The 26,087-nt window shown below is 34.5% G+C and carries 20 protein-coding genes; 11 read left to right on the forward strand and 9 right to left on the reverse strand.

What is annotated here, in order from left to right; all coding sequences use genetic code 11:
* Window positions 1-60 precede the first annotated feature (60 nt).
* From FQU23_RS00110 to FQU23_RS16125, 4 genes are all read left to right on the forward strand, one after another.
* Complete coding sequence (locus tag FQU23_RS00110; protein ID WP_147672063.1) at window positions 61-609, forward strand: PepSY-associated TM helix domain-containing protein; 549 nt, start codon at window positions 61-63, stop codon at window positions 607-609.
* 212 nt (window positions 610-821) lie between these two features.
* Complete coding sequence (locus tag FQU23_RS00115; protein WP_147672064.1) at window positions 822-1,388, forward strand: hypothetical protein; 567 nt, start codon at window positions 822-824, stop codon at window positions 1,386-1,388.
* Window positions 1,389-1,523: 135 nt separating this feature from the next.
* A complete protein-coding gene (locus FQU23_RS00120; RefSeq protein ID WP_147672065.1) occupies window positions 1,524-1,736 on the forward strand; it encodes a DUF2683 family protein in 213 nt (70 codons plus the stop codon).
* Between the two features lie 110 nt (window positions 1,737-1,846).
* Window positions 1,847-1,993, forward strand: coding sequence for a type II toxin-antitoxin system YoeB family toxin (locus FQU23_RS16125; protein WP_410503905.1), 147 nt, complete (start codon window positions 1,847-1,849; stop codon window positions 1,991-1,993).
* Window positions 1,994-2,054: 61 nt separating this feature from the next.
* On the opposite strand, the gene FQU23_RS00130 is transcribed toward FQU23_RS16125, so the two are convergent.
* A complete protein-coding gene (locus FQU23_RS00130) occupies window positions 2,055-4,688 on the reverse strand; it encodes a valine--tRNA ligase (protein ID WP_147672066.1) in 2,634 nt (877 codons plus the stop codon).
* Between the two features lie 160 nt (window positions 4,689-4,848).
* On the opposite strand from FQU23_RS00130, the gene FQU23_RS00135 reads away from it, so the two are divergent.
* Window positions 4,849-5,238 (forward strand): DUF1573 domain-containing protein, encoded by a 390-nt coding sequence (locus FQU23_RS00135; protein ID WP_147672067.1) that lies wholly within the window; start codon window positions 4,849-4,851, stop codon window positions 5,236-5,238.
* 78 nt (window positions 5,239-5,316) lie between these two features.
* Here the strand turns inward: FQU23_RS00135 and FQU23_RS00140 are convergent, their stop codons facing one another.
* Window positions 5,317-6,645, reverse strand: coding sequence for a retropepsin-like aspartic protease (locus FQU23_RS00140; protein WP_147672068.1), 1,329 nt, complete (start codon window positions 6,643-6,645; stop codon window positions 5,317-5,319).
* 125 nt (window positions 6,646-6,770) lie between these two features.
* On the opposite strand from FQU23_RS00140, the gene FQU23_RS00145 reads away from it, so the two are divergent.
* The 5 genes from FQU23_RS00145 (at window position 6,771) to lgt (ending at window position 11,850) form a co-directional block, all read left to right on the forward strand.
* Window positions 6,771-7,964, forward strand: coding sequence for a pyridoxal phosphate-dependent aminotransferase (locus FQU23_RS00145; protein WP_147672069.1), 1,194 nt, complete (start codon window positions 6,771-6,773; stop codon window positions 7,962-7,964).
* A gap of 259 nt (window positions 7,965-8,223) precedes the next feature.
* The gene (gene folE / locus FQU23_RS00150; RefSeq protein ID WP_132108029.1) at window positions 8,224-8,895 is read left to right on the forward strand and encodes a GTP cyclohydrolase I FolE; all 672 of its coding nucleotides are present in this window, start codon (window positions 8,224-8,226) and stop codon (window positions 8,893-8,895) included.
* A gap of 148 nt (window positions 8,896-9,043) precedes the next feature.
* On the forward strand, window positions 9,044-10,522 hold the full coding sequence (gene cysS / locus FQU23_RS00155) for a cysteine--tRNA ligase (RefSeq protein ID WP_147672907.1): 1,479 nt from the start codon (window positions 9,044-9,046) through the stop codon (window positions 10,520-10,522).
* Window positions 10,523-10,560: 38 nt separating this feature from the next.
* Window positions 10,561-10,803, forward strand: a complete 243-nt coding sequence (gene yidD / locus FQU23_RS00160) for a membrane protein insertion efficiency factor YidD (RefSeq protein ID WP_147672070.1) — start codon at window positions 10,561-10,563, stop codon at window positions 10,801-10,803.
* A gap of 120 nt (window positions 10,804-10,923) precedes the next feature.
* Window positions 10,924-11,850 (forward strand): prolipoprotein diacylglyceryl transferase, encoded by a 927-nt coding sequence (lgt, locus tag FQU23_RS00165; protein ID WP_147672071.1) that lies wholly within the window; start codon window positions 10,924-10,926, stop codon window positions 11,848-11,850.
* 53 nt (window positions 11,851-11,903) lie between these two features.
* Here the strand turns inward: lgt and FQU23_RS00170 are convergent, their stop codons facing one another.
* The 4 genes from FQU23_RS00170 to gyrB all read right to left on the reverse strand — a co-directional run bounded on the left by FQU23_RS00170 (window position 11,904) and on the right by gyrB (window position 19,828).
* Complete coding sequence (locus tag FQU23_RS00170) at window positions 11,904-13,451, reverse strand: T9SS type B sorting domain-containing protein (protein ID WP_147672072.1); 1,548 nt, start codon at window positions 13,449-13,451, stop codon at window positions 11,904-11,906.
* 260 nt (window positions 13,452-13,711) lie between these two features.
* Complete coding sequence (gene secDF, locus FQU23_RS00175) at window positions 13,712-16,681, reverse strand: protein translocase subunit SecDF (RefSeq protein WP_147672073.1); 2,970 nt, start codon at window positions 16,679-16,681, stop codon at window positions 13,712-13,714.
* Window positions 16,682-16,901: 220 nt separating this feature from the next.
* Window positions 16,902-17,837, reverse strand: a complete 936-nt coding sequence (locus FQU23_RS00180; RefSeq protein ID WP_132108034.1) for a malate dehydrogenase — start codon at window positions 17,835-17,837, stop codon at window positions 16,902-16,904.
* 47 nt (window positions 17,838-17,884) lie between these two features.
* On the reverse strand, window positions 17,885-19,828 hold the full coding sequence (gene gyrB / locus FQU23_RS00185; RefSeq protein ID WP_147672074.1) for a DNA topoisomerase (ATP-hydrolyzing) subunit B: 1,944 nt from the start codon (window positions 19,826-19,828) through the stop codon (window positions 17,885-17,887).
* A gap of 260 nt (window positions 19,829-20,088) precedes the next feature.
* Between gyrB and FQU23_RS00190 the strand changes: the two genes are divergently transcribed.
* Complete coding sequence (locus FQU23_RS00190) at window positions 20,089-20,547, forward strand: RNA methyltransferase (RefSeq protein ID WP_147672075.1); 459 nt, start codon at window positions 20,089-20,091, stop codon at window positions 20,545-20,547.
* Window positions 20,548-20,681: 134 nt separating this feature from the next.
* Here FQU23_RS00190 and asnB (FQU23_RS00195) read toward each other — a convergent pair whose 3' ends face one another.
* The 3 genes from asnB (FQU23_RS00195) to asnB (FQU23_RS00205) form a co-directional block, all read right to left on the reverse strand.
* Window positions 20,682-22,298: an asparagine synthase B gene (gene asnB / locus FQU23_RS00195; protein ID WP_147672076.1), complete on the reverse strand. Its 1,617-nt coding sequence runs from the start codon at window positions 22,296-22,298 to the stop codon at window positions 20,682-20,684.
* A gap of 187 nt (window positions 22,299-22,485) precedes the next feature.
* Window positions 22,486-24,111: an amidohydrolase gene (locus FQU23_RS00200; RefSeq protein ID WP_147672077.1), complete on the reverse strand. Its 1,626-nt coding sequence runs from the start codon at window positions 24,109-24,111 to the stop codon at window positions 22,486-22,488.
* A gap of 240 nt (window positions 24,112-24,351) precedes the next feature.
* On the reverse strand, window positions 24,352-26,028 hold the full coding sequence (gene asnB / locus FQU23_RS00205) for an asparagine synthase B (RefSeq protein WP_147672078.1): 1,677 nt from the start codon (window positions 26,026-26,028) through the stop codon (window positions 24,352-24,354).
* Window positions 26,029-26,087 lie beyond the last annotated feature (59 nt).

The following is a 26,087-nucleotide window of genomic DNA, read 5'->3' on the forward strand; positions in this document are numbered from 1 at the left end:
TTTTACTTCACTTTATACAGAAATAGATTATTTTCGCACAATAAAAATTCAGCACTTACAATGAAAAAGAAAACCTTCCGTAATTTACATCGAGATTTAGGTTATTTTTATATTGGACTTATTATTTCATTTGCCGCATCAGGACTTATGATGAATCATCGCGAATCGTGGCATCCTGAAAAGTACACCACTGAAACAAAAGCTATAACAGTAACACTACCTGAAGAACATTTAATCAACGAGAAGTTTGCTGTAGACTTAGGAGAAAAACTTGGCATAGACGATAAGTTTCGTAAACACAGTATCAAAAAAAGCAGTTTGAAAATATCCTACGAAAATCATGATGTCGAAATTGACATGAAAACGGGACAAGGTGAAATTGTGACTTTCTTAAAAATGCCCATTATCAGTCAAACGATGAAATTGCATAAAAACACCTCTAATTTCTGGATTTATTATTCTGATATTTTTGCCTTAAGTTTAATTGTTATCGCTTTAACAGGAACAATAATGGTAAAAGCTGGAAAATTCAGCTTTAAAGAACGTGGCTGGAAATTAGCTTTGGCAGGAATTATATTCCCTTTAATTTTCTTATTCTTACTAGCATAAAAGTGTAAAGTCTACGCTATAGCAATCCGCTTCGTTTTAAATAACGAGGCGGATTTTTTTTGTAAATAAAATAGTATATTTGATATTAGAGTAGTATTATTTTATTTTTTCGATAAACATTTTTTTCTTGGAAATACACTTTCGTATTTTTTAAGGTCTAAAAGAAATAATAACTAATTCATGTTATTCGAAATTAATGCTAATAAAAGTTTATGAATTCATCTACAAAGCAAATATTCTACATGATTTTAATACTCATTAGCGCTTCTTGTATTTCTCAAACAACTACAAGCCCTACTACAGTGCTTAATTCTGTATTAAATAAGCAATATATTGAAAGTAGAAAATCCTTTAAAGGAAAGTTAAATCCCCAACAGTTTCAGGAAATAAGAAGCCTTATTATAAAGGAATTAAATGCTGAAATACCTGCAGACAAATCAATTTTGATCAATTATAGTCAAAGAGCTCCAAACTGTCTTAGCCTTAATATTAATAATATTAGCTTCTCAGGCTTTGATCGTTCAATTGAAATTTCGAAAAGGATCAGTAAAAAATACAATACTATTGATTTTTTTGTTTTTTCAGAGGACGTAGTTAACAAAGAAATCTATGAAGAACAAAAAGATTTTATAAAAGATTCCGGTTTTTTTTACGACAATGTATTTACACTTCATGAAAATTGCGAAGCTTTCTTTATTCTGAAATCCAATGGTGATTTTATGAAATATTATGGTGAGGATTATTACAGTAAAGTGGAGTATTTCTTGAGGCGAAATTAAATCCACAAAAAAGGCCACTTTAAACATTTAAAAATTAAAGGTTTGCGCTTATTTTTCTCTGTTTTAACGATCAACCAACCTGCTCTTTAATGCCTCGATATTTTGTGTCTTTGTAACATTAAACAATTAATTATCATGACAACTATAACCATAAATGAGCGTACCAAAGCTGGTAAAGCATTGCTAGAAATGGCAAAGTTATTAGCCGTAACAAATAAAGGAGTTGAAATAAACGAGGAAAGTCCGTACAATCCAGAATTTATAGAAAAAATCTTGGAGACTGAGAAACGAGGAAATTATAAAACTATTGATCCAAATTATATATGGGGAAGTTTAGGATTGAAATAGAAGAGTTAGCAGATAAACACTTGAAAATCCATTACAAATCAGGAAATTAGGCGAGTATTAAGAAAATCGCTAAAATATTAAAAGAACTAACAGAAACTCCTTTTGAAGGAATTGGTAATCCTGAACCGCTAAAACACAAACTCTCTGGATTCTGGTCAAGGGAAATAAACAAAAAAGATAGACTTATTTATAAGGTCAAACAAGATATAGTAACTGTTAATGTAATAGCAGCAATGAAACATTATTCCGATAAATAAAAATCCCAATCCTGAAAATTTTCAGTATTGGGATTTTCTTATTTTAACAAGAGTCTAATCTCTATTTCAATCCAGCCAAACTTTGCTCGATTGTTTCTATTTTAGCTAAAGCATCTGCCTCTTTTTGTTTCTCGTTTGCCAATACTTTCTCAGGAGCTCCAGCAACAAATTTTTCATTAGACAATTTTCCTTGTACTGATTTCAAGAACCCTTTTGTGTAATTTAATTCTGCTGTTAGTTTAGCAATCTCTTCCTCTACGTTTATATTTCCCGTAATTGGAATAAAATATTCATTCGATTTGACACGAAAAGACAAAGCTCCATCCACTTTTTCAGTAACATATTCTAATGTCGTGATATTTCCTAATTTGGTTACAACCGAATCAAAATAAGTCGACGTTTTATCATTATTTATCGCTTTCAGTTCAATCGCATCTTTAAATGGGATATTCTTGTCTTTACGAATGGTTCTAATTCCAGAAATCACTTCAGCAGTACTTTCAAAATCAGAAATTAACTTAGCGTCAAACGGTTTCAATTCTGGCCAAGTCGAAACGATTAAAGCTTCTTCAGGAGTTCTTTCGGCAATGATTTGCCAGATTTCCTCTGTCAAGAACGGCATAAATGGGTGCAATACTTTTAAATTATTTTCAAGCATTTCTATCGCTTTCGCAAAAGTTACGCTGTCAATTGGCTGTTGATAAGCCGGTTTTATCATTTCTAAGAACCACGAACAGAAATCATCCCACACTAATTTGTAGGTTCCCATTAAAGCTTCTGAAATTCTATACTTTTCAAAATTGTCTTCGATTTCCAATAAGGTTTGTTGCAATTTAGCCTCATACCATTCGATAGCTACTTTTGAAGATTCTGGTTGCAGAATTGTATCTGATACTTCCCATCCTTTTATCAATTTGAAGGCATTCCATATTTTATTGGTAAACCCTTTACCTTGGTTACACAATTCTTCATCAAACATAATGTCATTCCCTGCAGAAGCGCTCAAAAGCAATCCTACACGAACACCATCAGCACCAAATTTCTCAATTAAATCCAATGGATCTGGTGAGTTCCCTAATGATTTAGACATCTTACGTCTTTGTTTGTCACGAACTAAACCAGTCAAATATACATTTGTAAATGGCTTTTTATCGGTGTACTCATAACCCGCAATAATCATTCTCGCTACCCAGAAAAACAAAATATCTGGACCAGTTACTAAATCATTGGTTGGATAATAGTATTTAAAATCTTCACTTTCTGGATCCATTATTCCTCCAAAAACCGACATTGGCCAAAGCCAAGAAGAAAACCATGTATCTAATGCATCTACATCTTGTTTTAAGTCTTTTGTTTCAAGTTTAAAGTTTAAAGTTTTTTCTTGTGCTAACTTTAGTGCTTCTTCTATAGATTCAGCAACTACAAAATCCTCTTTACCATCTCCATAGAAATAGGCAGGAATTTGCTGTCCCCACCACAATTGACGGGAAATATTCCAGTCACGGATGTTATTCAACCAGTGTGCGTATGTATTCTCAAAACGTTTAGGATGTAATTTAATATCTCCGTCTACCAATACTGATTGTATCGCAGGTTTTACTAAATCTTCCATTTTTAAGAACCATTGATCAGATAATCGAGGTTCGATAACAGCTTTTGTTCTTTCAGAAGTTCCTACTTTGTTTAAGTGAATTTCTGTTTTTGCAAGTGCTCCAATTTTTTCTAATTCTAACGCAACTTCTTCACGAACGACAAAACGGTCTTTTCCTTGATAATGCAAACCAAAACTATTCATTGTCGCATCTTCATTGAAGATATCAATAATTTCTAAGTTGTGTTTTTCTCCAAGAGTTTTATCATTCATATCGTGAGCAGGAGTCACTTTTAGACATCCAGTCCCGAATTCGATATCTACATATTCATCTTCGATAATTGGAATCACACGACCACAAATAGGCACAATTGCTTTTTTACCTTTTAAATGAGCAAAACGTTCGTCATTTGGATTAATACAAATCGCACTATCTCCAAAAATTGTTTCCGGACGTGTCGTAGCAATCGTTAAGAAATCTTCACTTCCTTCGATTTTATATTTTAAGAAATATAATTTCCCTTGTCTTTCTTCAAAAATAACTTCTTCATCAGATAACGTGGTTTTGGCTTCTGGATCCCAGTTTACCATTCTATATCCACGATAAATCAATCCTTTGTTATACAAATCGACAAAAGAACGAATTACAGATGCTGACATGTCAGGATCCATAGTGAACTTAGTTCTTTCCCAGTCGCAAGAAGCTCCTAGTTTTTTTAACTGCTCTAGAATTACGCCACCATATTTGTCAGTCCAGTCGTAAGCGTGCTTTAAAAATTCCTCACGAGACAAATCAGATTTATTGATTCCTTCGGCTTTTAGTTTAGCAACAACTTTAGCTTCGGTAGCAATCGAAGCGTGATCTGTACCGGGAACCCAGCACGCATTAAATCCTTTTAGACGTGCTCTTCTTATCAAGACATCCTGAATCGTATTGTTTAGCATGTGTCCCATATGCAAAACTCCTGTAACATTAGGAGGAGGAATTACAATGGTATAGGGTGTTCTGTGGTCTGGCTCAGAGTGAAAATAATTATTTTTCATCCAGTAGTCATACCATTTATCTTCAATAGTCTTGGCGTCAAATTGTGCGGGAATTGTCATAAAAAGCAACTGTTAAAACCAAAATTAAACTTTGGTCTGATATTTGTAATTCGTATAGGGAACAAAAGTAAATAATTAAGTAGACTATAAAAAGAGAAATAAAAATTTGTGCTTTAAATAAAAGAAACTAAATTTACTTTTTATCCATAAAAAATTTCTTATGAAAAAAATAGCAACAATAATAGCAGTCGTATTCTTTAGCGGTATTGGATTTGCCCAGAACAGGGCGAAAATTGATTTTAAAGCTGAAAACAATACGATCGATTACGGAACAATAGTAAAAGGAAAAGACAATGGCGTTCGAGTATTTGAATTTACAAACACGGGTACTACTCCATTAATTATATATGCAGTTCAATCTACCGCTGGTTCTACCATATTATCTAAACAAACTGACACCATTTTACCAGGGAAATCAAGTAAAATTGAAGTGAAGTACAACATGGCCGTAGGACCTATCAGAAAAACAATAACAGTAGAATCTAATGCTACTAACTATGATGAAGGCAGAGTTCCCTTAAAAATTAAAGGAGAAGTAGTTTCTAATTAGTTCATAGCAACTTTAAAAGCACTAAGCTTTCTTGATGATTATATCAAGAAAGCCTTTTTTTTTTACGCTAAGTAGGATTTACAATACATCGATTAGTTGAAATCTAAACTTCAACAGTTGGCTATTTCTTTCGACTTCCAGCATTAGCCATTTTTCATCTTCAGGTCTTAAAAGTGAATTAATTTGCTCCAAGGAATATTTATAGGCTGGGCTATTATTTATCGAAATAACCGCATCTCCTACCTTTAAACCACTGCTTGCTGCTGGTGAATTTTTTCTAATATTGGCGATTTCAAAAACAGGTTTTAATTCAAATTTATATTTAAAATTAGAACTGTTTTTCTCCCTACTAGTATCAAAATGATCCACAGTTATGGGGAAAGCTTGAAGTGGCACTGTTTCTTTAACCCATTGCACTCCAGAATGCATAATTTCAATTCCGCTTTTATTATAAAGAAATGGCGCTGAATAATGTCTATTTTTCTTTAAGTATAAAAATCCATTGGGATAGTCAAAAATCACTGAAAATCTCTTTAGAATTTCACCACCAACAGAACCTACCCGATCTGGAACCATCGTTACATGCCGTATAGAGCTAGAATCTGGAAAAGCGACAATCGGCTTAGAGAATTTAAAATCAGAAACTAAAAATGATGCAATTCGCGCTCTTTTCCCTTCCACGTCACCGCTAAATCCTCGTCCTAGATAATCATCAAAATTATTTTTAGGCACCTTTATATTTTTAGAAATATCTTGAAAAAGCCAAATCGCATCACTATTTCCAATATCTATTAGTAATTTAGTGTCCACTTTAGTAGAATCAATAGCAACGGTAGCGTAAAGATATGGTTTGGATTTTTCGATAGTAATAGGAACTTTTTTAAATTTATCTTCTATTTTTTTTCTATTTACTTGGCTGTTATTATAGAAAACTATTTTTCTTTTATCATAATTTATTTCGATTAGATGATTCTTAAAGAAAGGATAACCCATAATTCCGTGTACTGGAATCCCAATATGAGATGACAAATTAAAATTTGGGTCGACGATAATATACAGCAAGTGATTTACGGATTTTATACCCTTAACTTCTAATACATTGCCTGCTGATTTCAAGCCTTCAATAGCTTCTTCGCTTCCTAAACCTCGCAAAATAATTTTCTCAATATTCTTAAGGCTCAGATCGTTTTTTTCTTCTAAACTAAAAAGAATGGTCTCTTGAACCCCAGAATCCAACAAGAAAGTCAATTCTACTCCATTGACATTTATTGGGATAAACACTAGGTTGTTAATTAATTTAAAAGGAATAGTTGTCTTTTTATCCTCGTTCTTAAATTGAAATCCTTCCTGCGCCAAAGTAGTCGCGGCATAGAGGACAAAGATGGAGAAAAGGAGTCGTTTTGTCATTACTAAACGTTTTTATAAAATTACTTAAAAAACGGATGAATATTACACATTTAACAATAAATAGGCTTGATAGCTTATTTAGTTCAAAAAAAAATTCGCAAATTTGCATTTTAACATTTATAACTATGCCAAAAATATCAAACAAGGGTACGCAAATGCCCGAATCTCCTATTCGTAAATTAGTTCCGTTTTCTGAAATTGCTAAGAAAAAAGGACATAAAGTATATCACTTAAATATCGGGCAACCGGATATCAAGACACCTGAGGTCGCTATGGAGGCCATAAAGAATTTTGATATTAAAGTTTTAGAATACAGTCACTCAGCTGGTTTCGAAAGCTATAGAACTAAGTTGTCTAAATTCTATCAAAATCAAGGATTACCAATCAATTTTGAAGATATAATCATTACAACTGGTGGATCTGAAGCTTTACTTTTTGCAATGGGAAGCACTATGGATCCAGGAGATGAAATCATCATTCCAGAACCATTTTATGCTAATTATAACGGTTTCTCGACTGCATCTGGAGTGAATGTTGTTCCAGTTATTTCATCGATTGATACTGGTTTTGCATTACCTGCAATCGCTGATTTTGAAAAACTAATTACGCCAAAAACAAAAGCAATCCTTATTTGCAATCCAGGAAACCCTACAGGTTATTTGTATTCAAAAGAGGAAATGATGCAACTAGCAGAACTAGTTAAAAAACACGATTTGTTCTTAATCGCTGACGAGGTCTACAGAGAGTTTACTTATGATGGCGACATTCATTATTCTGTAATGAACATTCCTGGACTAGAAGAAAACGCAATCATGATTGATTCTGTTTCTAAAAGATACAGTATGTGTGGTGCAAGAATAGGCTGCATTGTTTCTAAAAACAAGGAATTAATGGGTGCAGCAATGAAATTTGCACAAGCAAGATTGAGTCCGCCTACATTTGCTCAAGTAGCGAGTGAAGCCGCACTTGACACTCCTCAAAGTTATTTTGACGAAGTAATTTCGGAATACAGAGAACGCAGAGACACGCTTATCACAGAATTACATAAAATTGAAGGTGCAAAAGTAGCGACTCCAAAAGGAGCTTTCTACTGTATTGTTGAACTTCCCGTAGCAAATGCAGATGATTTTGCAAGATGGCTTTTAGAAAGTTATGATCTTAATGGAGAAACGGTAATGGTAGCACCAGCGGCAGGGTTTTATTCCACTCCCGGAGTAGGTTTAAACCAGGTACGTATCGCTTATGTCTTAAAGAAAGAAGATTTAATAAAAGCGGTACAAATTCTTAAAGAAGCAATTAAAGTTTATAATTCTAAGTAATAGCGCAAGAACTTTTATGAGAATTACGATGTAAACTTATTCGATTATCGATTTAACACTCATTACTAAGACAATACCTTGCAACGGCAATAACAATTAAAGTTATTGCCGTTTGTTTTTATAGTACTTTTCGAAAGAAAACGAACTTGATAACGTGCGCAAAGAGCCTATTAATTATTAAAACCTTTAGAAATTCTTTAGTATTTATTAATTATCTTTACACCCTAAATATATAAACCCACTATAACAGTAGCTTTTAATGAAACATAATGAAGAAATTCATGACGAAATAGGAGAAAATCATATTGGTTCATGTGCAACAAATCCACTACGAAAAGACGCTTTTGATATTACTGATGACGAGAAAATAGAAAGCATAAAAAAAGATGTTGAAAGTATCCTTATCACACTTGGGATGGATTTGACAGATGATAGTTTAAAAGGCACGCCTAACCGTGTCGCTAAAATGTTTGTAAAAGAAATTTTTGGAGGATTGAATCCTGCAAGAAAACCAAAAGCATCTACATTTGACAATAATTATAAATACGGCGAAATGTTAGTTGAAAAAAACATTATCGTCTACTCTACTTGCGAACACCATTTATTGCCCATTATTGGACGAGCACATGTTGCTTATATCTCTAATGGAAGAGTAATTGGTCTTTCAAAAATGAATAGAATTGTTGAATATTATTCGAAAAGACCGCAAGTACAAGAACGCTTGACGATGCAAATCGTTCAGGAATTACAAAATGCTTTGGGTACTGAAGACGTTGCTTGTGTTATTGACGCAAAACATTTATGTGTAAATTCAAGAGGAATCAGTGATATCGAAAGTAGCACTGTTACTTCTGAATTTGGTGGAAAATTTAAAGAAACTCAAGCTCGAAGAGAGTTTTTGGATTACATTAAATTAGACACAAAGTTCTAAGTAATTTATTCGTTATTTATCCACAAATCCATAGCCCTGATTGCAGTAAAAATCCTTTTTATCTCGTCTCAAGAACGAGATAAAAAGATTGAAACGGAAAGCAGGAACCTGCCTGCCGGAATGCTGGACAGCTTTAAAAAAAATAAACATGCCTTTATATACTACACAGAAGTTAAAAATATACAATTCTCTTTCAGGAGAGAAAGAAACATTTATACCTATTAATGAAGGCAGCATAGGAATGTATGTTTGCGGCCCCACGGTTTATAGCAATGTGCACCTTGGAAATGTGAGAACTTTTATGTCTTTTGACATTATCTTTAGGTACTTGCTGCATTTAGGCTTTAAAGTGCGCTATGTACGTAATATTACTGATGTAGGACATATTGTCGATGATGCAGAAGATGGTGAGGACAAAATTGCTAAAAAAGCACGTTTAGAGCAGTTAGAACCAATGGAAGTCGTTCAGCGTTATACCGTTGACTTTCACGAAATTTTGAAAGCTTTTAACTTCTTGCCTCCAAGTATCGAACCTACAGCAACTGGACATCTTATTGAACAAATAGAAATTATCAAAACAATTATTGACAAAGGAATTGGCTATGAAGCCAATGGCTCTGTCTATTTTGACGTTGTAAAATTTAATGAGACGAATCATTACGGTCGATTAAGCGGTCGAAATATTGAAGACATGCTTGCCAACACCCGCGATCTTGACGGACAAACAGACAAACGAAATCCACAGGATTTTGCGCTTTGGAAGAAAGCAGAGCCACAGCATATTATGCGTTGGCCTTCTCCATGGAGCGAGGGTTTTCCGGGCTGGCACTTAGAATGTACCGCCATGAGTACAAAATACCTAGGGAATCATTTTGATATTCACGGTGGTGGAATGGATTTAAAATTCCCACACCACGAATGTGAAATCGCACAAAATGAAGCTTGTACTGGTCAAACTCCGGTTAATTACTGGATGCACGCTAACATGCTGACTTTGAACGGTAAAAAAATGGCTAAATCTACGGGTAATAATATTTTACCAAGAGAAATTTTAACTGGTGAAAATTCCATCTTAAGCAAAGCCTTTCCTGCATCGGTAGCGCGATTTTTTATGTTACAAGCGCACTACAGAAGCATTCTTGATTTTTCTGATGATGCAATTGTTGCCGCCGAAAAAGGATACAAAAGATTAATGGAATCCTTAGTTACCCTAAAACAAATAAGTGCTTCTGCAACTAGCTCACTAGATATTACAACTTGGAAACAATTGTGCTATGACGCAATGAATGATGATTTTAATTCACCCATTTTAATCGCACAATTATTTGAAGGAGTTCGCTTTATCAATCTATTAAAAGAAGAAAAAGAAAGTTTAAATGCGGTTGACTTAGAAAATTTTTCTACTACAATGAATGCATTTGTATTCGATGTATTGGGATTGGAAGATGAGAAAACAGCAGACAGCGGTAACGAAAAACTAGAAGCAGTTGTAAATATGCTAATAGGAATGAGAAATCAAGCCAGAGCCGATAAAAATTTTAAGCTATCTGACCAAATAAGAGATCAGTTGATCGCTTATGGAATTCAATTGAAAGATAGTAAAGAAGGAACGACTTTTAGTGTTTAGAAATCAACTTAAAAAACTGATTGACAATTAATTAAAATATGTTTTCAAAAATCCTCATATTTCCTTTTATCGTGTTGGTTCGCTTGTATCAATTGGTCTTATCACCGCTTATGCCAGCCAGCTGCCGATTTCAACCCACTTGTTCGGCTTATATGATCGAAGCATTAAAAACTCACGGTTTATTTTATGGTGGGTTCTTGGGGCTTAAACGGATTTTAAGTTGTCATCCATGGGGAAAAACGGGTTATGATCCCGTCCCTAAAAAGAAATCCGACCACTGAAAGTAGAAAATAGTACGATTCTAATTTCTGAGCTGATAGGATCTCATAAAATAAGGTATAAATTCAATATCCTATTGAATCTCAAAACAAAAAATGTATTTTTACATCAAATAAAAAATAATGACACACGCTTTAAACATAGTTTGGAACCCATCAGAAGGTATTGATTTAGGTTTTTTCATAATTCGTTACTACAGTCTAATGTTTGTAATAGCTTTTGGACTGGGATGGTACATCATGAAAAACATCTTTGAGCGCGAAGGTGAATCTATAGAGAAACTTGATTCTTTATTCATTTGGACCGTTCTTGCAACCTTACTAGGAGCGCGATTAGGTCACGTTATTTTTTATGATTGGGAATACTTCCGCAATCATTTATTAGAAATATTTTTACCATTTCGATTCTCTCCAACATTTGAATTTACGGGTTTCCAAGGATTAGCAAGCCACGGAGCTGCGATATCTATAATAGCAGCTATGTATTACTTTAGCAAGAAAATATTAAAAAGACCTTTGTTATGGATTTTAGACCGAATCGTTATTGCTGTAGCGAGTGGAGCTATTTTTGTAAGACTAGGTAATTTTTTCAATTCAGAGATTATAGGTAAAGAGACCAACTCTCCTTTTGGAATAAAATTTCTACATGATCATTTTAGCCCTAGAGAAGCAGTCAATGCAACTCAAATACCAAATCCTAAGGCAGCGTATCACGCGATAGCTTCTGATCCTAGATTTGCCAATTTACTCGAACAAGTTCCCGTAAAACATCCTACTCAGTTGTATGAAGCATTTTGTTATATTTTCGTTTTTGCCGTCTTGTTTTTCTTGTATTGGAAAACAGAAATAAGACAAAAATCAGGATTCCTATTCGGACTTTTCCTAGTACTTTTATTTACTGTACGTATCATTGTCGAATTTGTGAAAGAAAGTCAAGGCGGATTTGAAAGTGCCTTAGGTTTACTTTCAACAGGACAATGGCTTAGCATCCCTTTTATTCTTGTTGGGCTTTATTTTATTTTCACAGCTGAAAAGCCAGTTAAGATTTAAAACACAATTTACACATATATCAAAAAAAGCTTCCAAAACGGAAGCTTTTTTTATTATCTCTTAAGAGAAAAATGAGACTTATACTTTTTTAAAATACCGTCTTCTTGGTATTCAACAACAAACCAATAATCGTTCCCTGGCATTTCACGACCATTATAGGTCCCATCCCAACCAGTACCACCTGGCCTAATTTCTTTTAATAATTTACCGTATCGATCAAATATGTGAATTTTGGAAGCCAAATCGTCTTGCAGTGTAAATATATTCCATCTATCATTATAATCATCACCATTAGGAGTGAAAAATTTAGGATAACCAATAACAAGAATATTTGATTTTGTAATTGGGTCACTACAACCATATTTATCGATTACTGTTACCGTATGGTAACCTGAAGATACATTTTCGAACACAGGACTTTCCTGAAACGGTCCGTCATCCAATTGATATAAATAGTCAATATCTACAGCTTCAGCAGTAATCGTGATCATCTGATTATCTGAAAAAGCCTGCGTAACTGTCCATTGAAAATCCACAAGCGTATCAACTGGTTTCACAAAAACATTTATAGTTTTTGGAAGAGCACAAGGGTCTGAGTCTGGTGTAAACAGATAAGAACGATCATTCCTGTTATCTATCACATTGGGTGACCAAATACCAGTAATTCCATTAGGAGAGGTGTTTTGCAAAATTGGAGGAGACCTGTCATAACAAATAGTCAAATCCTCAAACCCTGGCTCTTTAAAAGCGCCTACTGTAATTGTCATAGTTTGCTTGTTTGCGCATGGAAATGCGGGAAGATCTGGAGTAAATACATAATCACCAGTTACAGTGTTATCTACTGTAGACGGAGACCAAGTTCCTGTAATCCCATTTAGAGATCTACTCCCTAAAACCGGAGCTGCATCTCCAGAACAAATAGGAGGAATTTGAGCAAAATCAGGAGTCGTTGTTGCAGCGCCACAAGGAACACTACAGGTTAAAACTGAACGATCACAAGGGTAAGTTGTGTGCCATAACGTTAAGGTAACTGATTGCCCAGGTAACAAGCCAAAGACTTGGAAATTGGAATTAGTCGCAGTTCCCGGAACCGCAGACCCTCCATCAATAGTATAACTATAAGTATACTGATTCGGTAAAGTTGATGTATTTGTCCAATCAAAAAAAACGGAACTATTTTTATCAGCGGCTGCAATTTGACTAGGATCACATCTAAAGAGTAATATCTTCGAACCATTATCAGCAACAACATTTACTATAATTTCAACTCTCGGACTCTCTCCTGTTGCATCTATCTGACTTACATAATACTTTGTTTGACCTACCAAAGCATTTGATCGACTTGGGGCTATCGGAGAACCAACCCCTCCCGTGTTACTCGAATACCAAAGCAATGTTGCACCTCCTGAAGGACTTGCTGGTAGTGGTGTTACAGCACTATTTTGACAATAATAAATCGGCGAAACAACAGCAGGTGCGGCAGGTGCCAACGTTATAGCCTTTGGATTAAAAATATCCGCTCTAATAGAAGCAAACAAAGAAATATTCGATAAACATACCAGTACTAAAAGATAATAAAAGGACCTTAGTTGTTTTTCCATAATACTTTAACGTTTAAATCATAAATAATACAGTCTATTACATCAATATCAAGTAAATATATAAAAAATGTCACTTTAATAAAACTAATTCCACAATTATTGTCTTCTTTAAAAACGACTAATAATAAAGAGCGATGGGTATCTCGTGACTCCATTGACGCTATTAAAGTTAGTAAATTAAAAAATAATTACACTTTACTTTTTAAACAAAAAAAGACCCGATAATATCGGGTCTTTTAAAATATATAAACATAATTTAATTAAGCATTATGTTCTTCTTCAATTCTTTTATGTTCTGACTCTGGAATTGTATCACACAAAACAGGAGTTGCAATAAACAATGACGAATAAGTTCCTACAACCATACCTATTAACATAGCAAATATAAATCCACGAATAGATTCTCCACCAAATACGAACATAATTAACAATACTAAAATCAAAGTTAATGAGGTGTTAATAGTTCTAGACATTGTACTATTAATAGATTGATTTACGATACTATTAAAACTACCTTTTGCTTTTCCTCCTAAATATTCACGAACTCTATCAAATACAATTACAGTATCATTCATCGAATACCCAATAACAGTAAGAATTGCAGCGATAAAATGCTGGTCAATTTCCATGCTAAAAGGCATAAATTTATAACATAAAGAATAAATACCCAACACAAAAATAACATCGTGAACAATAGCTGCAATTGCACCTAAACTGTACTGCCATTTTCTAAAACTGATAATCAAATACAAACCTACGATAATCATCGCTCCAAGAACTGCCCAGTAAGCATTGGTTTTAATGTCTTCTGCTACCGTAGGTCCAACTTTAGAAGCTTGTACAATTCCGAATTTTTTACCATCGTAAGCATTCACAAATTGATTATAAGTCATATCTGCAGAATAATATTGCTTTAAATTATCAAACAACAATTTATTTACTTCTTCATCAGCTTTGATTCCCGGCTCCTGAACTTTGTATTTTGTTGTTACTTTTAACTGATTATCATTACCAAAAACTTTTACTTCAGCACTACCTTCGAACACTTCTGCCAAACCTACTTTTACTGTTTCAGTATCAACTGGTTTTTCAAAACGTATTTGGAATGTTCTTCCTCCTACAAAATCCACACCTTGATCAAGACCATTAATTGCTAATGAGGTAAAGCTTACAATTACTACTATACTTGAAAAGATATAGGTATATTTTTTTACTCCAAGGAAATCATAATTGAAATTCGTGAATAGATTTTTCGAAAATCTTGTAACAAATGTTATTTTACTGTTTTTATCAGCGCTCCAATCCAAAAATATTCTAGCAATGAAAATAGAAGTAAACAAAGAAGTAATAATACCTATTAATAAAGTAGTTGCAAAACCTTTTATTGGTCCTGAACCAAAAATAAACAATACAGCACCTGTTAAAATGTGAGTAACGTTTGCATCAACAATTGAACGCATCGCTCCTGTCCAGCTGTATGAAGAACTAATTGCTTCTTTTAATGTTTTACCAGATCGCAATTCCTCTTTTGCTCTTTCATAAATAATAATATTCGCATCTACAGCAGTACCCATTGTTAAAACGATACCGGCGATACCAGGCAAAGTCAATACAGCTCCAAGACTCGCCAGAATTCCGAATAAGAAAAGTAAGTTAACTGCCAATGCAACATTAGCATACCACCCCGCTTTACCGTAATAAATCATCATCCAAAGTGATACAATAAACAATCCTAAAAGTGCTGAGTTTGTACCATTATCAATAGCTTCTTGTCCTAGGGATGGCCCTACAACTTCTGACTGAACAATATCAGCAGAGGCAGGAAGTTTACCAGCTCTTAAAACATTAGCTAAATCTTTAGTTTCTGTAACGTCAAATGATCCAGAGATTTCAGATCTTCCACCTGAAATAGGTCCGCTAGATACACCTGGCGCAGAATAAACGATATTATCAAGAACAATAGCAATATTACTTTTTTGAGTGTATGCTCTACCTGTTAACTCTTCCCATAATTTTGCACCTTGACCATTCATTTGCATAGAAACAGAAGGCTTTCCTAATTGATCAAATGAATCACTAGCATCAGTTACAACACCACCGCTCATCGCAGCTACATTATCTCTATTTCCTTTTAAAGCGTATAATTCTACTGCTTCAACATCCTTATCTTTTGCATCTCTAATTGTTGTAAGTTTCCCCCAAACAAATTTAGCATAACGCTGATCTGCTGACAATAAATTTTTAATATCTTGTCTTTTGAAGTATCCATTAATTGTTGCAGTATCTTTTGGTGAAAAAAGACCTAAAACTGGTCCACCACCTTGAGCAATAATTTTATCAAATAAAGGGTTGTTCCCTTTTACAGCAGTAGCCGTATCTTTCGCGTCTGTTAATAAAGCACTCAAAGAATCTTTCACGACTGGTTTTGTCTCCACAACCGCAATTTCAGTTTTTTTCAATGACTCATTTGCAGCCATTAAAAAATTACCGATTTCTTCGATTTTGTACGTTTCCCAGAACTCTAATTGAGCCGTACTTTGTAATAATTTTTTAATTCTATCTACATCTTTAGCACCAGGAAGTTCAACAAGAATTCTTCCAGATTCTCCTAATTTTTGAATATTAGGTTGAGTAACACCAAATTTGTCAATTCTTTTTCTAAGTACTCCAAATGCACTTTCTACAGATTCGTCAACTTTACGTTTAATAATTTTTTCAACCTGAGCATCCGTCATTTGATAGTCTACTCCACCTTCTCCTTGTAAACTTCTGTTTGCAAAAATATCTGGCGAAGCTAATTTTACAGTCCCTTTAGAATTTGCTTCAAAAGCATCAAAAAACTTGTCTAAATAAGAAACATTTCCTTGTGTATTAGCTGTCGCATCGGCTAGAGACTTGTTAAATACAGGGTTTTTAGAATTATTAGATAATCCTTTCAATATATCTTTTACAGAGATTTGAAGTATCACGTTGATACCTCCCTCTAAATCAAGACCTTTATTGATTTGCTTATCACTAACTTCATTAAAGGTGAAATCTGTAAATCCAAGATTAAATACTTTTTCCCTACCTATGGAATCCAAGTATTTTGATTCTTTTGCTGAGTCACCTGCAGCAAATGCCTTGGCATCACTTTTTACATTGTTTGCGACAAAAGTGAAAGAAAGTTGGTAAATACTTACCAATGCAAATAGAATTGCGAAAAATTTAATAAGTCCTTTATTCTGCATTATTACTAAAAATTAATTATTTTATATTTATTTATTTTCAACCCTTATAAAACACCCTCGGCCCACGGTTTCATTCCTAAAAACGAAAACCAAGAATTATATTATTTTTTTTTAACCGAGCAAATATATAATTATGGTTAAGATTAACCAATTTATTTATCGATTAATCTCAAAAAAAAGACTGCATAAGTGCAGTCTTCTTTATTATATAACACATTTATTAAGCTAAAATTGATTTCAACGCGTCGTTCATTGCTCTAACAGCAACTGCACTTTTAGAAAACTTCTCTTTTTCTATATCGTTCAGCTCAATTTCTATGATCTCTTCAATACCATTCTTACCTATTATACATGGCACTCCAATACAAATATCATTTTGCTCATATTCTCCTTCAACAAATACAGAACAAGCGATCATTTTCTTTTGGTCATTCAAAATACTATCAACTAAATAAGCAACTGACGCTCCTGGCGCATACCAAGCTGATGTTCCTAAAAGTCCTGTAAGCGTTGCTCCACCAACCATGGTATCTGCAGCTACTTTTTCTAAAGCCTCTTCTGAAAGAAATTGAGATACTGGAATTCCATTATAGGAAGCTAAACGCGTCAAAGGAATCATTGTAGTATCCCCGTGTCCTCCAATAACCATCGCCGAAATATCATTAGCAGGTTTACCCAAAGCCATTGACAAGTAGGTTCTAAAGCGAGAGCTATCAAGAGCTCCACCCATTCCTATGATTCTGTTTTTTGGTAATCCAGTGGATTTTAATGCTAAATACGTCATAGTATCCATTGGGTTTGAAACTATTACTATTATCGCATTTGGAGAATAAACTAATACATTTTCAACAACCATTTTCACGATTCCTGCATTGATTCCTATCAATTCTTCACGAGTCATTCCAGGTTTCCTTGGAATTCCAGAAGTAATAACAACCACACTACTATCAGCAGTTTTTGAGTAATCATTTGTAACACCTGAAACTCTCGTATTAAATCCCGTATTAGTGGCACATTGCATAATATCTAATGCTTTCCCCTCAGCAAATCCTTCTTTAATATCTAACAATACTACTTCGCTTGCAATTCCTCTATAAGAAATGACATCTGCGCAAGTTGCTCCTACATTTCCTGCTCCTACAATTGTAACTTTCATATTTTATATGTGTATTTCTGGTTAGTTAGTTGATTTAGTAGACTTAATTATGCATCAATATTTGCATAAACAGCATTCTTTTCGATAAACTCTCTTCTTGGTGGCACTTCATCCCCCATTAACATAGAGAAAACTCTATCTGCCTCAGCTAAACTTTCGATAGTTATCTGACGTAAGGTTCTAAAACTTGGATCCATCGTAGTTTCCCACAATTGCTCCGCATTCATCTCTCCAAGACCTTTATAACGTTGAATTGCTGCACTACCACCCATTCTTTCATTAGCTTGATCACGCTGAACATCATTCCAAGCATATTCTTTTTTATTCCCTTTTTTAACTAAATACAAAGGTGGTGCCGCAATATACACGTGACCTTCTTCGATTAATTCTTTCATAAATCTAAAGAAAAATGTCAAAATTAAAGTAGAAATGTGACTACCATCGACATCGGCATCACACATAATAATTACTTTATGGTAACGTAATTTTGAAATATTCAATGCTTTACTATCCTCTTCAGTACCAACGGTAACTCCAAGCGCAGTAAATATATTTCTAATCTCTTCGTTTTCAAATACTTTATGATGCATTGCTTTTTCAACATTCAGAATCTTACCACGTAAAGGTAAAATTGCTTGAAAAGCTCTGTCACGACCTTGCTTAGCCGTTCCACCAGCCGAATCTCCCTCGACAAGGTATACTTCGCATTTTGCAGGATCTTGCTCTGAACAATCAGAAAGTTTTCCTGGCAATCCACCGCCACCCATTACGGTTTTACGCTGAACCATTTCACGTGCTTTTTTGGCAGCGTGACGTGCCTGCGCTGCAAGAATTACTTTTTGCACAATAATACGAGCGTCATTTGGATTTTCTTCCAAATAATTTTCGATCATCTCTGAAACTGCTTGAGAAACTGGAGAAACTACTTCTCTGTTTCCAAGTTTAGTTTTAGTTTGCCCCTCAAATTGTGGCTCTTGCACTTTTACAGATATAATCGCCGTAAGACCTTCACGGAAGTCATCACCAGAAATGTCAAATTTTAACTTATCTAACATTCCAGAAGCATCCGCATATTTCTTAAGAGATCGAGTAAGACCCGTTCTAAAACCTTGCAAGTGCGTTCCTCCTTCGTGTGTATTGATATTATTCACATAAGAAAAAATATTCTCAGTATAACTTGTATTGTAAATCAAAGCTACCTCAACTGGAATCTCTCCTTTTTCATGATCCATCGAAATTACATGTGCAATGATAGGCTCACGATTTCCATCTAAATATCTAATATATTCCTTTAAACCTTCATCAGAATGAAAGATTTCAGCAACAAAATTCCCATCCTTATCAAGCTCTCTTTTATCTGTAAAAGTGATTGTAATTCCTTTATTTAAGAATGACAATTCACGCATACGAGCAGACAAAGTATCGTAAGAATACTCTATAGATTGTGTAAATATGCTTGGATCTGGATAAAAAGTTACAATTGTTCCTCTTTTATCAGTATCTCCAATTTGTTTTACTGGATATAATGCTTTTCCTTTTTCATATTCTTGTTGATACACTTTACCATCACTACTATGAACAGTTGCTGTAAGATGATTTGACAATGCATTCACCACAGAAACCCCAACACCGTGAAGTCCACCCGAAACTTTATAAGAATCTTTATCAAATTTTCCTCCAGCTCCAATTTTAGTCATTACAACCTGTAAAGCTGAAACTCCTTCTTTTTTATGGATCCCTACCGGAATACCACGACCATTATCTTCTACAGTAATTGAACCATCTTCATTTATATCAACGCTAATGGTGTCACAGTGACCTCCCATTGCCTCATCGATAGAGTTATCTACCACCTCATAAACTAAATGATGAAGTCCGCGAACCCCCACATCTCCAATATACATCGATGGACGCATTCTTACATGCTCCATTCCTTCTAATGCCTGAATACTATCCGCTGAATAATTGTCCTTCTTGATTTCTTCGCTCATATGATTTATTCTAAAAATGTAATTTCGTCTAACACGCAAATATATAAAAACGTAAACTATATTGCCGTTAAAATAGCTTTTTAAGACGTTAAGTTATTAACAATAAATATCAATTTCCATGGCATTTTCACATTCAATTACCAAAAACTGTAATAATTGACTTCTCAAAATTTGTTTTTGAAATATCTCAAACAACATCAAACTCTTTTTAAACAAATTTAAAACTTGGCAATACTACTAACAGTTTGTATTTTTGCAGCATGAATGATAATTTTACAACAGAGTATTTTGGTATCGGCATCCAAAACGGTAAAACGCCAGAAAATTTAGGTGTTTTATGGCGAACCGCACAAAACCTAGGAGCAAGCTATATTTTCACGATTGGAAATCGATATGCTAAACAATCTTCAGACACCCATAATGCGGTAAAATCAATTCCGTATTTCCATTACGATACTTTTGATGATTTCTTCAAAAATCTACCCAAAGGCGCCCGCTTGGTTGGTGTTGAATTAGACGAGAACGCTGCAGATTTAGAGACTTTCGAACATCCTAGACGTTGTGTTTATTTACTAGGTGCTGAAGATAATGGGCTATCCAAAAAAGCAATCGAAAAATGCCATCATTTGGTAAAATTTAAATCTGAAAAAAGTCTGAATGTATCTGTTGCGGGAAGTATTGTTCTTTACGACAGAGGCCTAAATAAGCCTAGGTCGTAAAAATCAACATCGATAATCATTTTGAAGAATAAAATAGGAATTATTTTTCGTCCTAGCGCAAAAACCCACACCGACAACCTATTTGTTCAATACCAAATTGACTTACGAAAAGAATCGTAACTCAAACTAATACTTTAAATTACAACACTACTTTTTACTATTTCCATATCCGCTAATACGTGAGCTTCATTTGCTCTACCACTCGGGTCTTGGTTTTCCTGCCATTTCGGAATCCATTTTCTAACCGTTTGTGCCGCACTCACTTGCGGGTAATGCTTATGAAAAATGGATCGGTAAAAATAAGCCTCTTTTGTAAGTGGTGAATTGTATGGGAATTCAGCCACAGCTCCAGATAACTGTTCGTCTGTAACTTGCGAAGCACAATACGTGATCAATTGATCGATCCAGCTGTACCCTACTCCATCAGAGAATTGTTCTTTTTGCCTCCATAACACCTCTTGTGGTAAATAAGGATCTTCTGGAGTATCGAATGCTTTTCTTAATATGTATTTTTCCTTACCATCGTAAGTTTTAGGCTGTTTTTCTTCTGCATTAATACGCATCGCTATTCCTAGAAACTCTTTGTCTAAAAATGGCACTCTAGCCTCTAGTCCGTGAGCCATAGTAGATTTATCTGCTCTTAATAAATCGGCAGTGAATAATTTTTGAACTCTTTCTATTGCTTCTTTTTGAAATTCATCAGCAGACGGTGCGTTTCTAAAATATAAATAACCTCCAAAAATTTCATCAGCTCCTTCGCCAGACAATACCACTTTAACGCCTGCGTCGCTTATTGCTTTCGATAAAAAATACATTGGCGTACTGGCTCTTATCGATGTCACATCATAGGTTTCTAAATGCCATATTAATTTATCCAATATTGCAATACCTTCTTCAGCAGTAAAATGAATCTCATGGTGCGCAGTCCCTAAATAATCAGCCACTTTTCTTGCCGCCAAAGCGTCGGGAGCATTTTCATCTAAACCAATAGAAAAAGAGTGTAGTTTTTTTCCTTGCTCCGCCAATAATCGTGAAGCAATCGCCGATGTTAATGAAGAATCTAAACCTCCTGACAATAATACACCAATGGGCACATCACTCATTAAACGCTTGCGGGTAGCCTCAGTCAAAGTCATTCGAATTAATTCGAGATCTAACTTTTGATCAGCCTTTTCATAATCCTCATAAACTGGTCTGTAATACTTTACAAAACCTGTTTTTTGGGTGTAATAATGTCCTGGAGGAAATGTAGAAAATGTTTTACACTGGTCAGCAAGAGATTTCATTTCTGAAGCGAAATAGATTCGGCCTCTTGGATCTAAACCGTAATACAAGGGCTTTACTCCCAGTGGATCCCGAGCAGCGATAAAATCATCTCCGTTTACTATAACAAACGCAAAATCACCATCAATCTTATCACAAAAATCATATCCAAATTCTTCGTACAAATGCACGATTACCTCCGAATCTGATCTTGTTCGAAAAGAATGGTCTTTTAAAACTCCATCTCTTAGCTCTTGATGATTGTAGATTTCACCATTATGAACCATATAGGCAGTCGAACTTCCCTGAATGGGTTGTCTTCCTGAATGCAAATCGATAATAGATAAACGTTCATGACTTAAAACATTACCGTTTTCCATCACATGTAAATCACTTTCATCCGGGCCACGGTGTGACATTCTTTTTGAAAGCTCTTTTACTGATTCCCCATCTTTTCCTTTACCTATAATGGCTAATATTCCGCACATAATCCTATTATTTTTCTTTATTTTGGTAACCCAAAGATGCGCAAATGGTTACAAAAACAAAACACAAATGCGTTATCTAATTATAATCATCAATCAAATATATATAAATACAATAAAAATGAAATTAAAACAGATACAATCCGAAGTATTACGTTATAAATTGTAAATCGCATTTTAAAGAGTACGATTATTTGACTTTTTCACCTTTCAAATAAGTATTCAAAGGCTTCAATTTCAACAATTCACTGTCTCGTATTTTCATAATATCTTGGTCATACACTACAAAATCTGCCCATTTACCTACTTCTAGACTCCCTTTTTCTTTTTCTTCGAAATTAGAAAAAGCAGCCCAAATTGTCATCCCTTTCAAAGCTTCCTCTCTAGTCAATGCATTTTCCATCTGGAATCCATCTCTAGGATAACCTTTAGCATCCTTTCTGGCAACTGCTGCGTGAAAAGTCAACATAGGATTAACCTCTTCAACAGGAAAATCAGTACCTAAAGCGATAACGCCTGCTTTTTGTAATAACTTTTTATAGGCATAAGCATTCTTAATCCTATTCTTTCCTAATCTATCTTCGGCCCAATACATATCTGAAGTCGCATGCGTAGGTTGGACCGAAGGAATAATTCCCAACTTAAAATAATCAAAATCGGCCTCTTGTATTACTTGTGCATGCTCAATTTTCCAACGTCTGTCTGTCTTCCCTTCTAAAGCCGCCTTGTAAACTTTCAATATTGCCGTGTTTGCAGAATCTCCTATTGCATGTGTGTTCAATTGAAAAGAGGATGCGGTAAGTCTATCTGCAATCGCTTTCATATCAGGAATGGAAGTAACTAAAGCACCTAGTTGGTTCGGACTGTCGGAATACGGTTGATGTAAGCAAGCGCCGCGAGATCCTAAAGCACCGTCTCCATACATCTTAAAAGAACGAACATTTAGATTATCACTTTTATATATACCTTTTTTTAAATACAAATCTATGTTTTTTTGATTGGCAGAAACCATTGCATAAACATTTAACTTCATCGCCTTTGACTTTTGTAAACTATCTATTAAATCAATAACTTGAGGCTCTAAACCAGCATCATTAACTGTAGTTAATCCGTATTCGAACATCACTTTTTCAGCTTCTAACAGCGCTGCTATTTGACTTTTCACCGTCGGTTTCGGAATTATATTAAATACTAATTCCATTGGGTTATCAATTAAAATCCCCGTTAGTTCTCCAGTTACGATTTCAATTTGTCCGCCAGTTACTTTTGTATCTTTAGTAATATTTGCCATTGACAATACTTTACTATTAACAACTATGGCGTGACCATCGATCCTTTTCAATACTACAGGAGTATTAGGAAAATATTTATCTAAAATTGCTTTAGAAGGAAACTCTTTAACTGCCCAGTCATTTTGGTCCCAACCTCTTCCAACAATAAACTTAAGATTTTTCTCTTTTTGGAAAGCTTGAATACGACTTATCACTTCCTGCATACTTTTAGTTCCTCTCAAATCCACTTGCTGCAAATTCATTCCGTAACCATAAAAATGGCAGTGCGCATCAATTAAACCAGGATAGATAAATTTCCCTTTTGCATTGATTGTATTATTAGATTTAAACTTATTTGTAATCTCTTCATCTGTACCAATAGCAACTACCTCACCTTCAATAACCGCCATAGCAGTTGCTGTGTCAAAAGAATTGTTAACGGTATATATCGTGGCCTCAGTAATTATTAGATCGGCAGTAGTTTTGTCCTTTTTTAAACAAGAAACGAGAGAAAATAGAAGCAGAATTAAAATATAGGGTTTCATATAATGCGGTTTATTTTGGCTAATATAAAAAAGAAGAGCAAATAAAAAAAACAACCCTCTATTATTTACAGTTGCTCGGCTAGTCTAGATTATACTTTTCGAATAAATATAAATTAATTCATCTAGAACAATTAAGAAAAACAAGTATTTCAACATATCATAATTTAAACAAAAAAAACGCTCTCATAAATGAGAACGTTTCTTAACTAATTAAAAAAACATATAAAATAATCTTCAATATTATGCTTTTGCATAAGCATCAGAATGAACATTTGCAACTGCTCTTCCAGATGGATCATTCATGTTTTTGAATGCTTCATCCCATTCTAATGCGATTTTTGTACTACATGCTACACTTGCTTCCTGAGGCACACATAATGCTGCGGCATCACTTGGAAAATGTTCGTGAAAAATAGAACGATAATAATATTCTTCTTTAGATGTAGGTGTTTGCAACGGGAAACGGAACTTAGCATTTGCTAATTGATCGTCCGTCACCTCAACTGCGACAACCTCTTTCAATTTATCAATCCAACCATATCCTACTCCATCACTAAATTGTTCTTTTTGTCTCCATGCTACACTTTCTGGCAACATATCTTCAAAAGCTTTACGCACTACCCATTTTTCCATTGAGTGTTCTTTGTTGATCATCTTATCTTGTGGGTTGATACGCATCGCCACATCCATAAATTCTTTATCTAAGAATGGTACACGGCCTTCAATTCCCCAAGCTGCTAAACTTTTGTTGGCTCTTAAGCAGTCGTACATATGTAACTTGCCTAATTTTCTAACATTCTCTTCGTGAAATTCTCTGGCGTTTGGTGCTTTATGGAAATATAAATATCCTCCAAAAAGTTCATCAGCACCTTCACCAGACAATACCATTTTTATACCCATTGACTTAATTACTCTCGCCATTAACCACATTGGAGTCGAAGCTCTAATCGTAGTTACATCATAAGTCTCTAAGTTGTAAATTACGTCTTTTACCGCATCTAGCCCTTCTTGAATTGTAAACTTAATTTCGTGGTGAATCGTTCCAATATGATCTGCTACAATTTGAGCAGCAGCTAAATCTGGAGAACCTTCTAATCCTACTGAAAAAGAGTGTAATTGTGGATACCAAGCATCAGCAACATCGCCAGACTCAATGCGTTTTTGTGCATATTTTTTGGCTATAGCCGAAGTAACCGAAGAATCCAATCCTCCTGAAAGTAATACTCCATAAGGAACGTCACTCATCAATTGTCTATGAACAGCTGCTTCTAATGCTTCTTTGATGGCAGGAATACTTGTTTCATTGTCTTTTACAGCATCATAATCAGTCCATTCTCTTTTGTACCATTGTACAAACTCACCATCTTTACTTGTCATATAATGTCCTGGAGGAAACAACTGGATTTTTGTGCAGTATCCTTCTAGCGCTTTCAATTCTGATGCAACATAAAAAGTTCCGTGTTGATCCCAACCTATATATAAAGGAATAATTCCCATATGGTCACGAGCTACAAAATACTCGTCTTTTTCAACATCGTAGATTGCAAATCCGAAGATTCCGTTCATTTCATCTATAAAGTGGGGTCCTTTTTCTTTGTAAAGTGCTAAGATCACTTCGCAGTCACTTTCTGTTTTAAAGTTATATTTCCCTTCAAATTGTTTACGCAATTCTCTATGGTTGTAAATCTCACCATTTGCAGCTAAAATTAATTTACCGTCTTCACTAAGTAAAGGTTGTTTACCTGAAGCTGGATCAACAATTGCTAAACGCTCATGAGACATAATTGCTTTTTCATTGCTATAGATACCACTCCAGTCTGGTCCACGGTGACGAATAATTTTAGACATTTCTAATACTTGCGGTCTTAAAACTTCTGCTTTCTGTTTTAGATCAAAGGCACATACGATTCCACACATAACTATATATTTTTAACTATTTTGTTTATTTTGATAAGGCAAAGATGCGATTACAGTTA

It is taken from the genome of Flavobacterium sp. XN-5 (genome assembly GCF_008033395.2).
GTDB lineage: Bacteria > Bacteroidota > Bacteroidia > Flavobacteriales > Flavobacteriaceae > Flavobacterium > Flavobacterium hiemivividum.

Coding starts and splice junctions, on each gene's coding strand:
- FQU23_RS00180 (WP_132108034.1), bottom strand. CDS start 17,837: ATGAAAGTTACAATTGTAGGAGCAGGAAATGTAGGAGCAACTTGCGCA.
- FQU23_RS00115 (WP_147672064.1), top strand. CDS start 822: ATGAATTCATCTACAAAGCAAATATTCTACATGATTTTAATACTCATT.
- FQU23_RS00135 (WP_147672067.1), top strand. CDS start 4,849: ATGAAAAAAATAGCAACAATAATAGCAGTCGTATTCTTTAGCGGTATT.
- asnB (WP_147672076.1), bottom strand. CDS start 22,298: ATGTGCGGAATATTAGCCATTATAGGTAAAGGAAAAGATGGGGAATCA.
- lgt (WP_147672071.1), top strand. CDS start 10,924: ATGACACACGCTTTAAACATAGTTTGGAACCCATCAGAAGGTATTGAT.
- asnB (WP_147672078.1), bottom strand. CDS start 26,028: ATGTGTGGAATCGTATGTGCCTTTGATCTAAAACAGAAAGCAGAAGTT.
- FQU23_RS00170 (WP_147672072.1), bottom strand. CDS start 13,451: ATGGAAAAACAACTAAGGTCCTTTTATTATCTTTTAGTACTGGTATGT.
- FQU23_RS00200 (WP_147672077.1), bottom strand. CDS start 24,111: ATGAAACCCTATATTTTAATTCTGCTTCTATTTTCTCTCGTTTCTTGT.
- FQU23_RS00145 (WP_147672069.1), top strand. CDS start 6,771: ATGCCAAAAATATCAAACAAGGGTACGCAAATGCCCGAATCTCCTATT.
- gyrB (WP_147672074.1), bottom strand. CDS start 19,828: ATGAGCGAAGAAATCAAGAAGGACAATTATTCAGCGGATAGTATTCAG.
- FQU23_RS00120 (WP_147672065.1), top strand. CDS start 1,524: ATGACAACTATAACCATAAATGAGCGTACCAAAGCTGGTAAAGCATTG.
- yidD (WP_147672070.1), top strand. CDS start 10,561: ATGTTTTCAAAAATCCTCATATTTCCTTTTATCGTGTTGGTTCGCTTG.
- FQU23_RS00190 (WP_147672075.1), top strand. CDS start 20,089: ATGAATGATAATTTTACAACAGAGTATTTTGGTATCGGCATCCAAAAC.
- FQU23_RS00130 (WP_147672066.1), bottom strand. CDS start 4,688: ATGACAATTCCCGCACAATTTGACGCCAAGACTATTGAAGATAAATGG.
- FQU23_RS00140 (WP_147672068.1), bottom strand. CDS start 6,645: ATGACAAAACGACTCCTTTTCTCCATCTTTGTCCTCTATGCCGCGACT.
- cysS (WP_147672907.1), top strand. CDS start 9,044: ATGCCTTTATATACTACACAGAAGTTAAAAATATACAATTCTCTTTCA.
- folE (WP_132108029.1), top strand. CDS start 8,224: ATGAAACATAATGAAGAAATTCATGACGAAATAGGAGAAAATCATATT.
- FQU23_RS00110 (WP_147672063.1), top strand. CDS start 61: ATGAAAAAGAAAACCTTCCGTAATTTACATCGAGATTTAGGTTATTTT.
- secDF (WP_147672073.1), bottom strand. CDS start 16,681: ATGCAGAATAAAGGACTTATTAAATTTTTCGCAATTCTATTTGCATTG.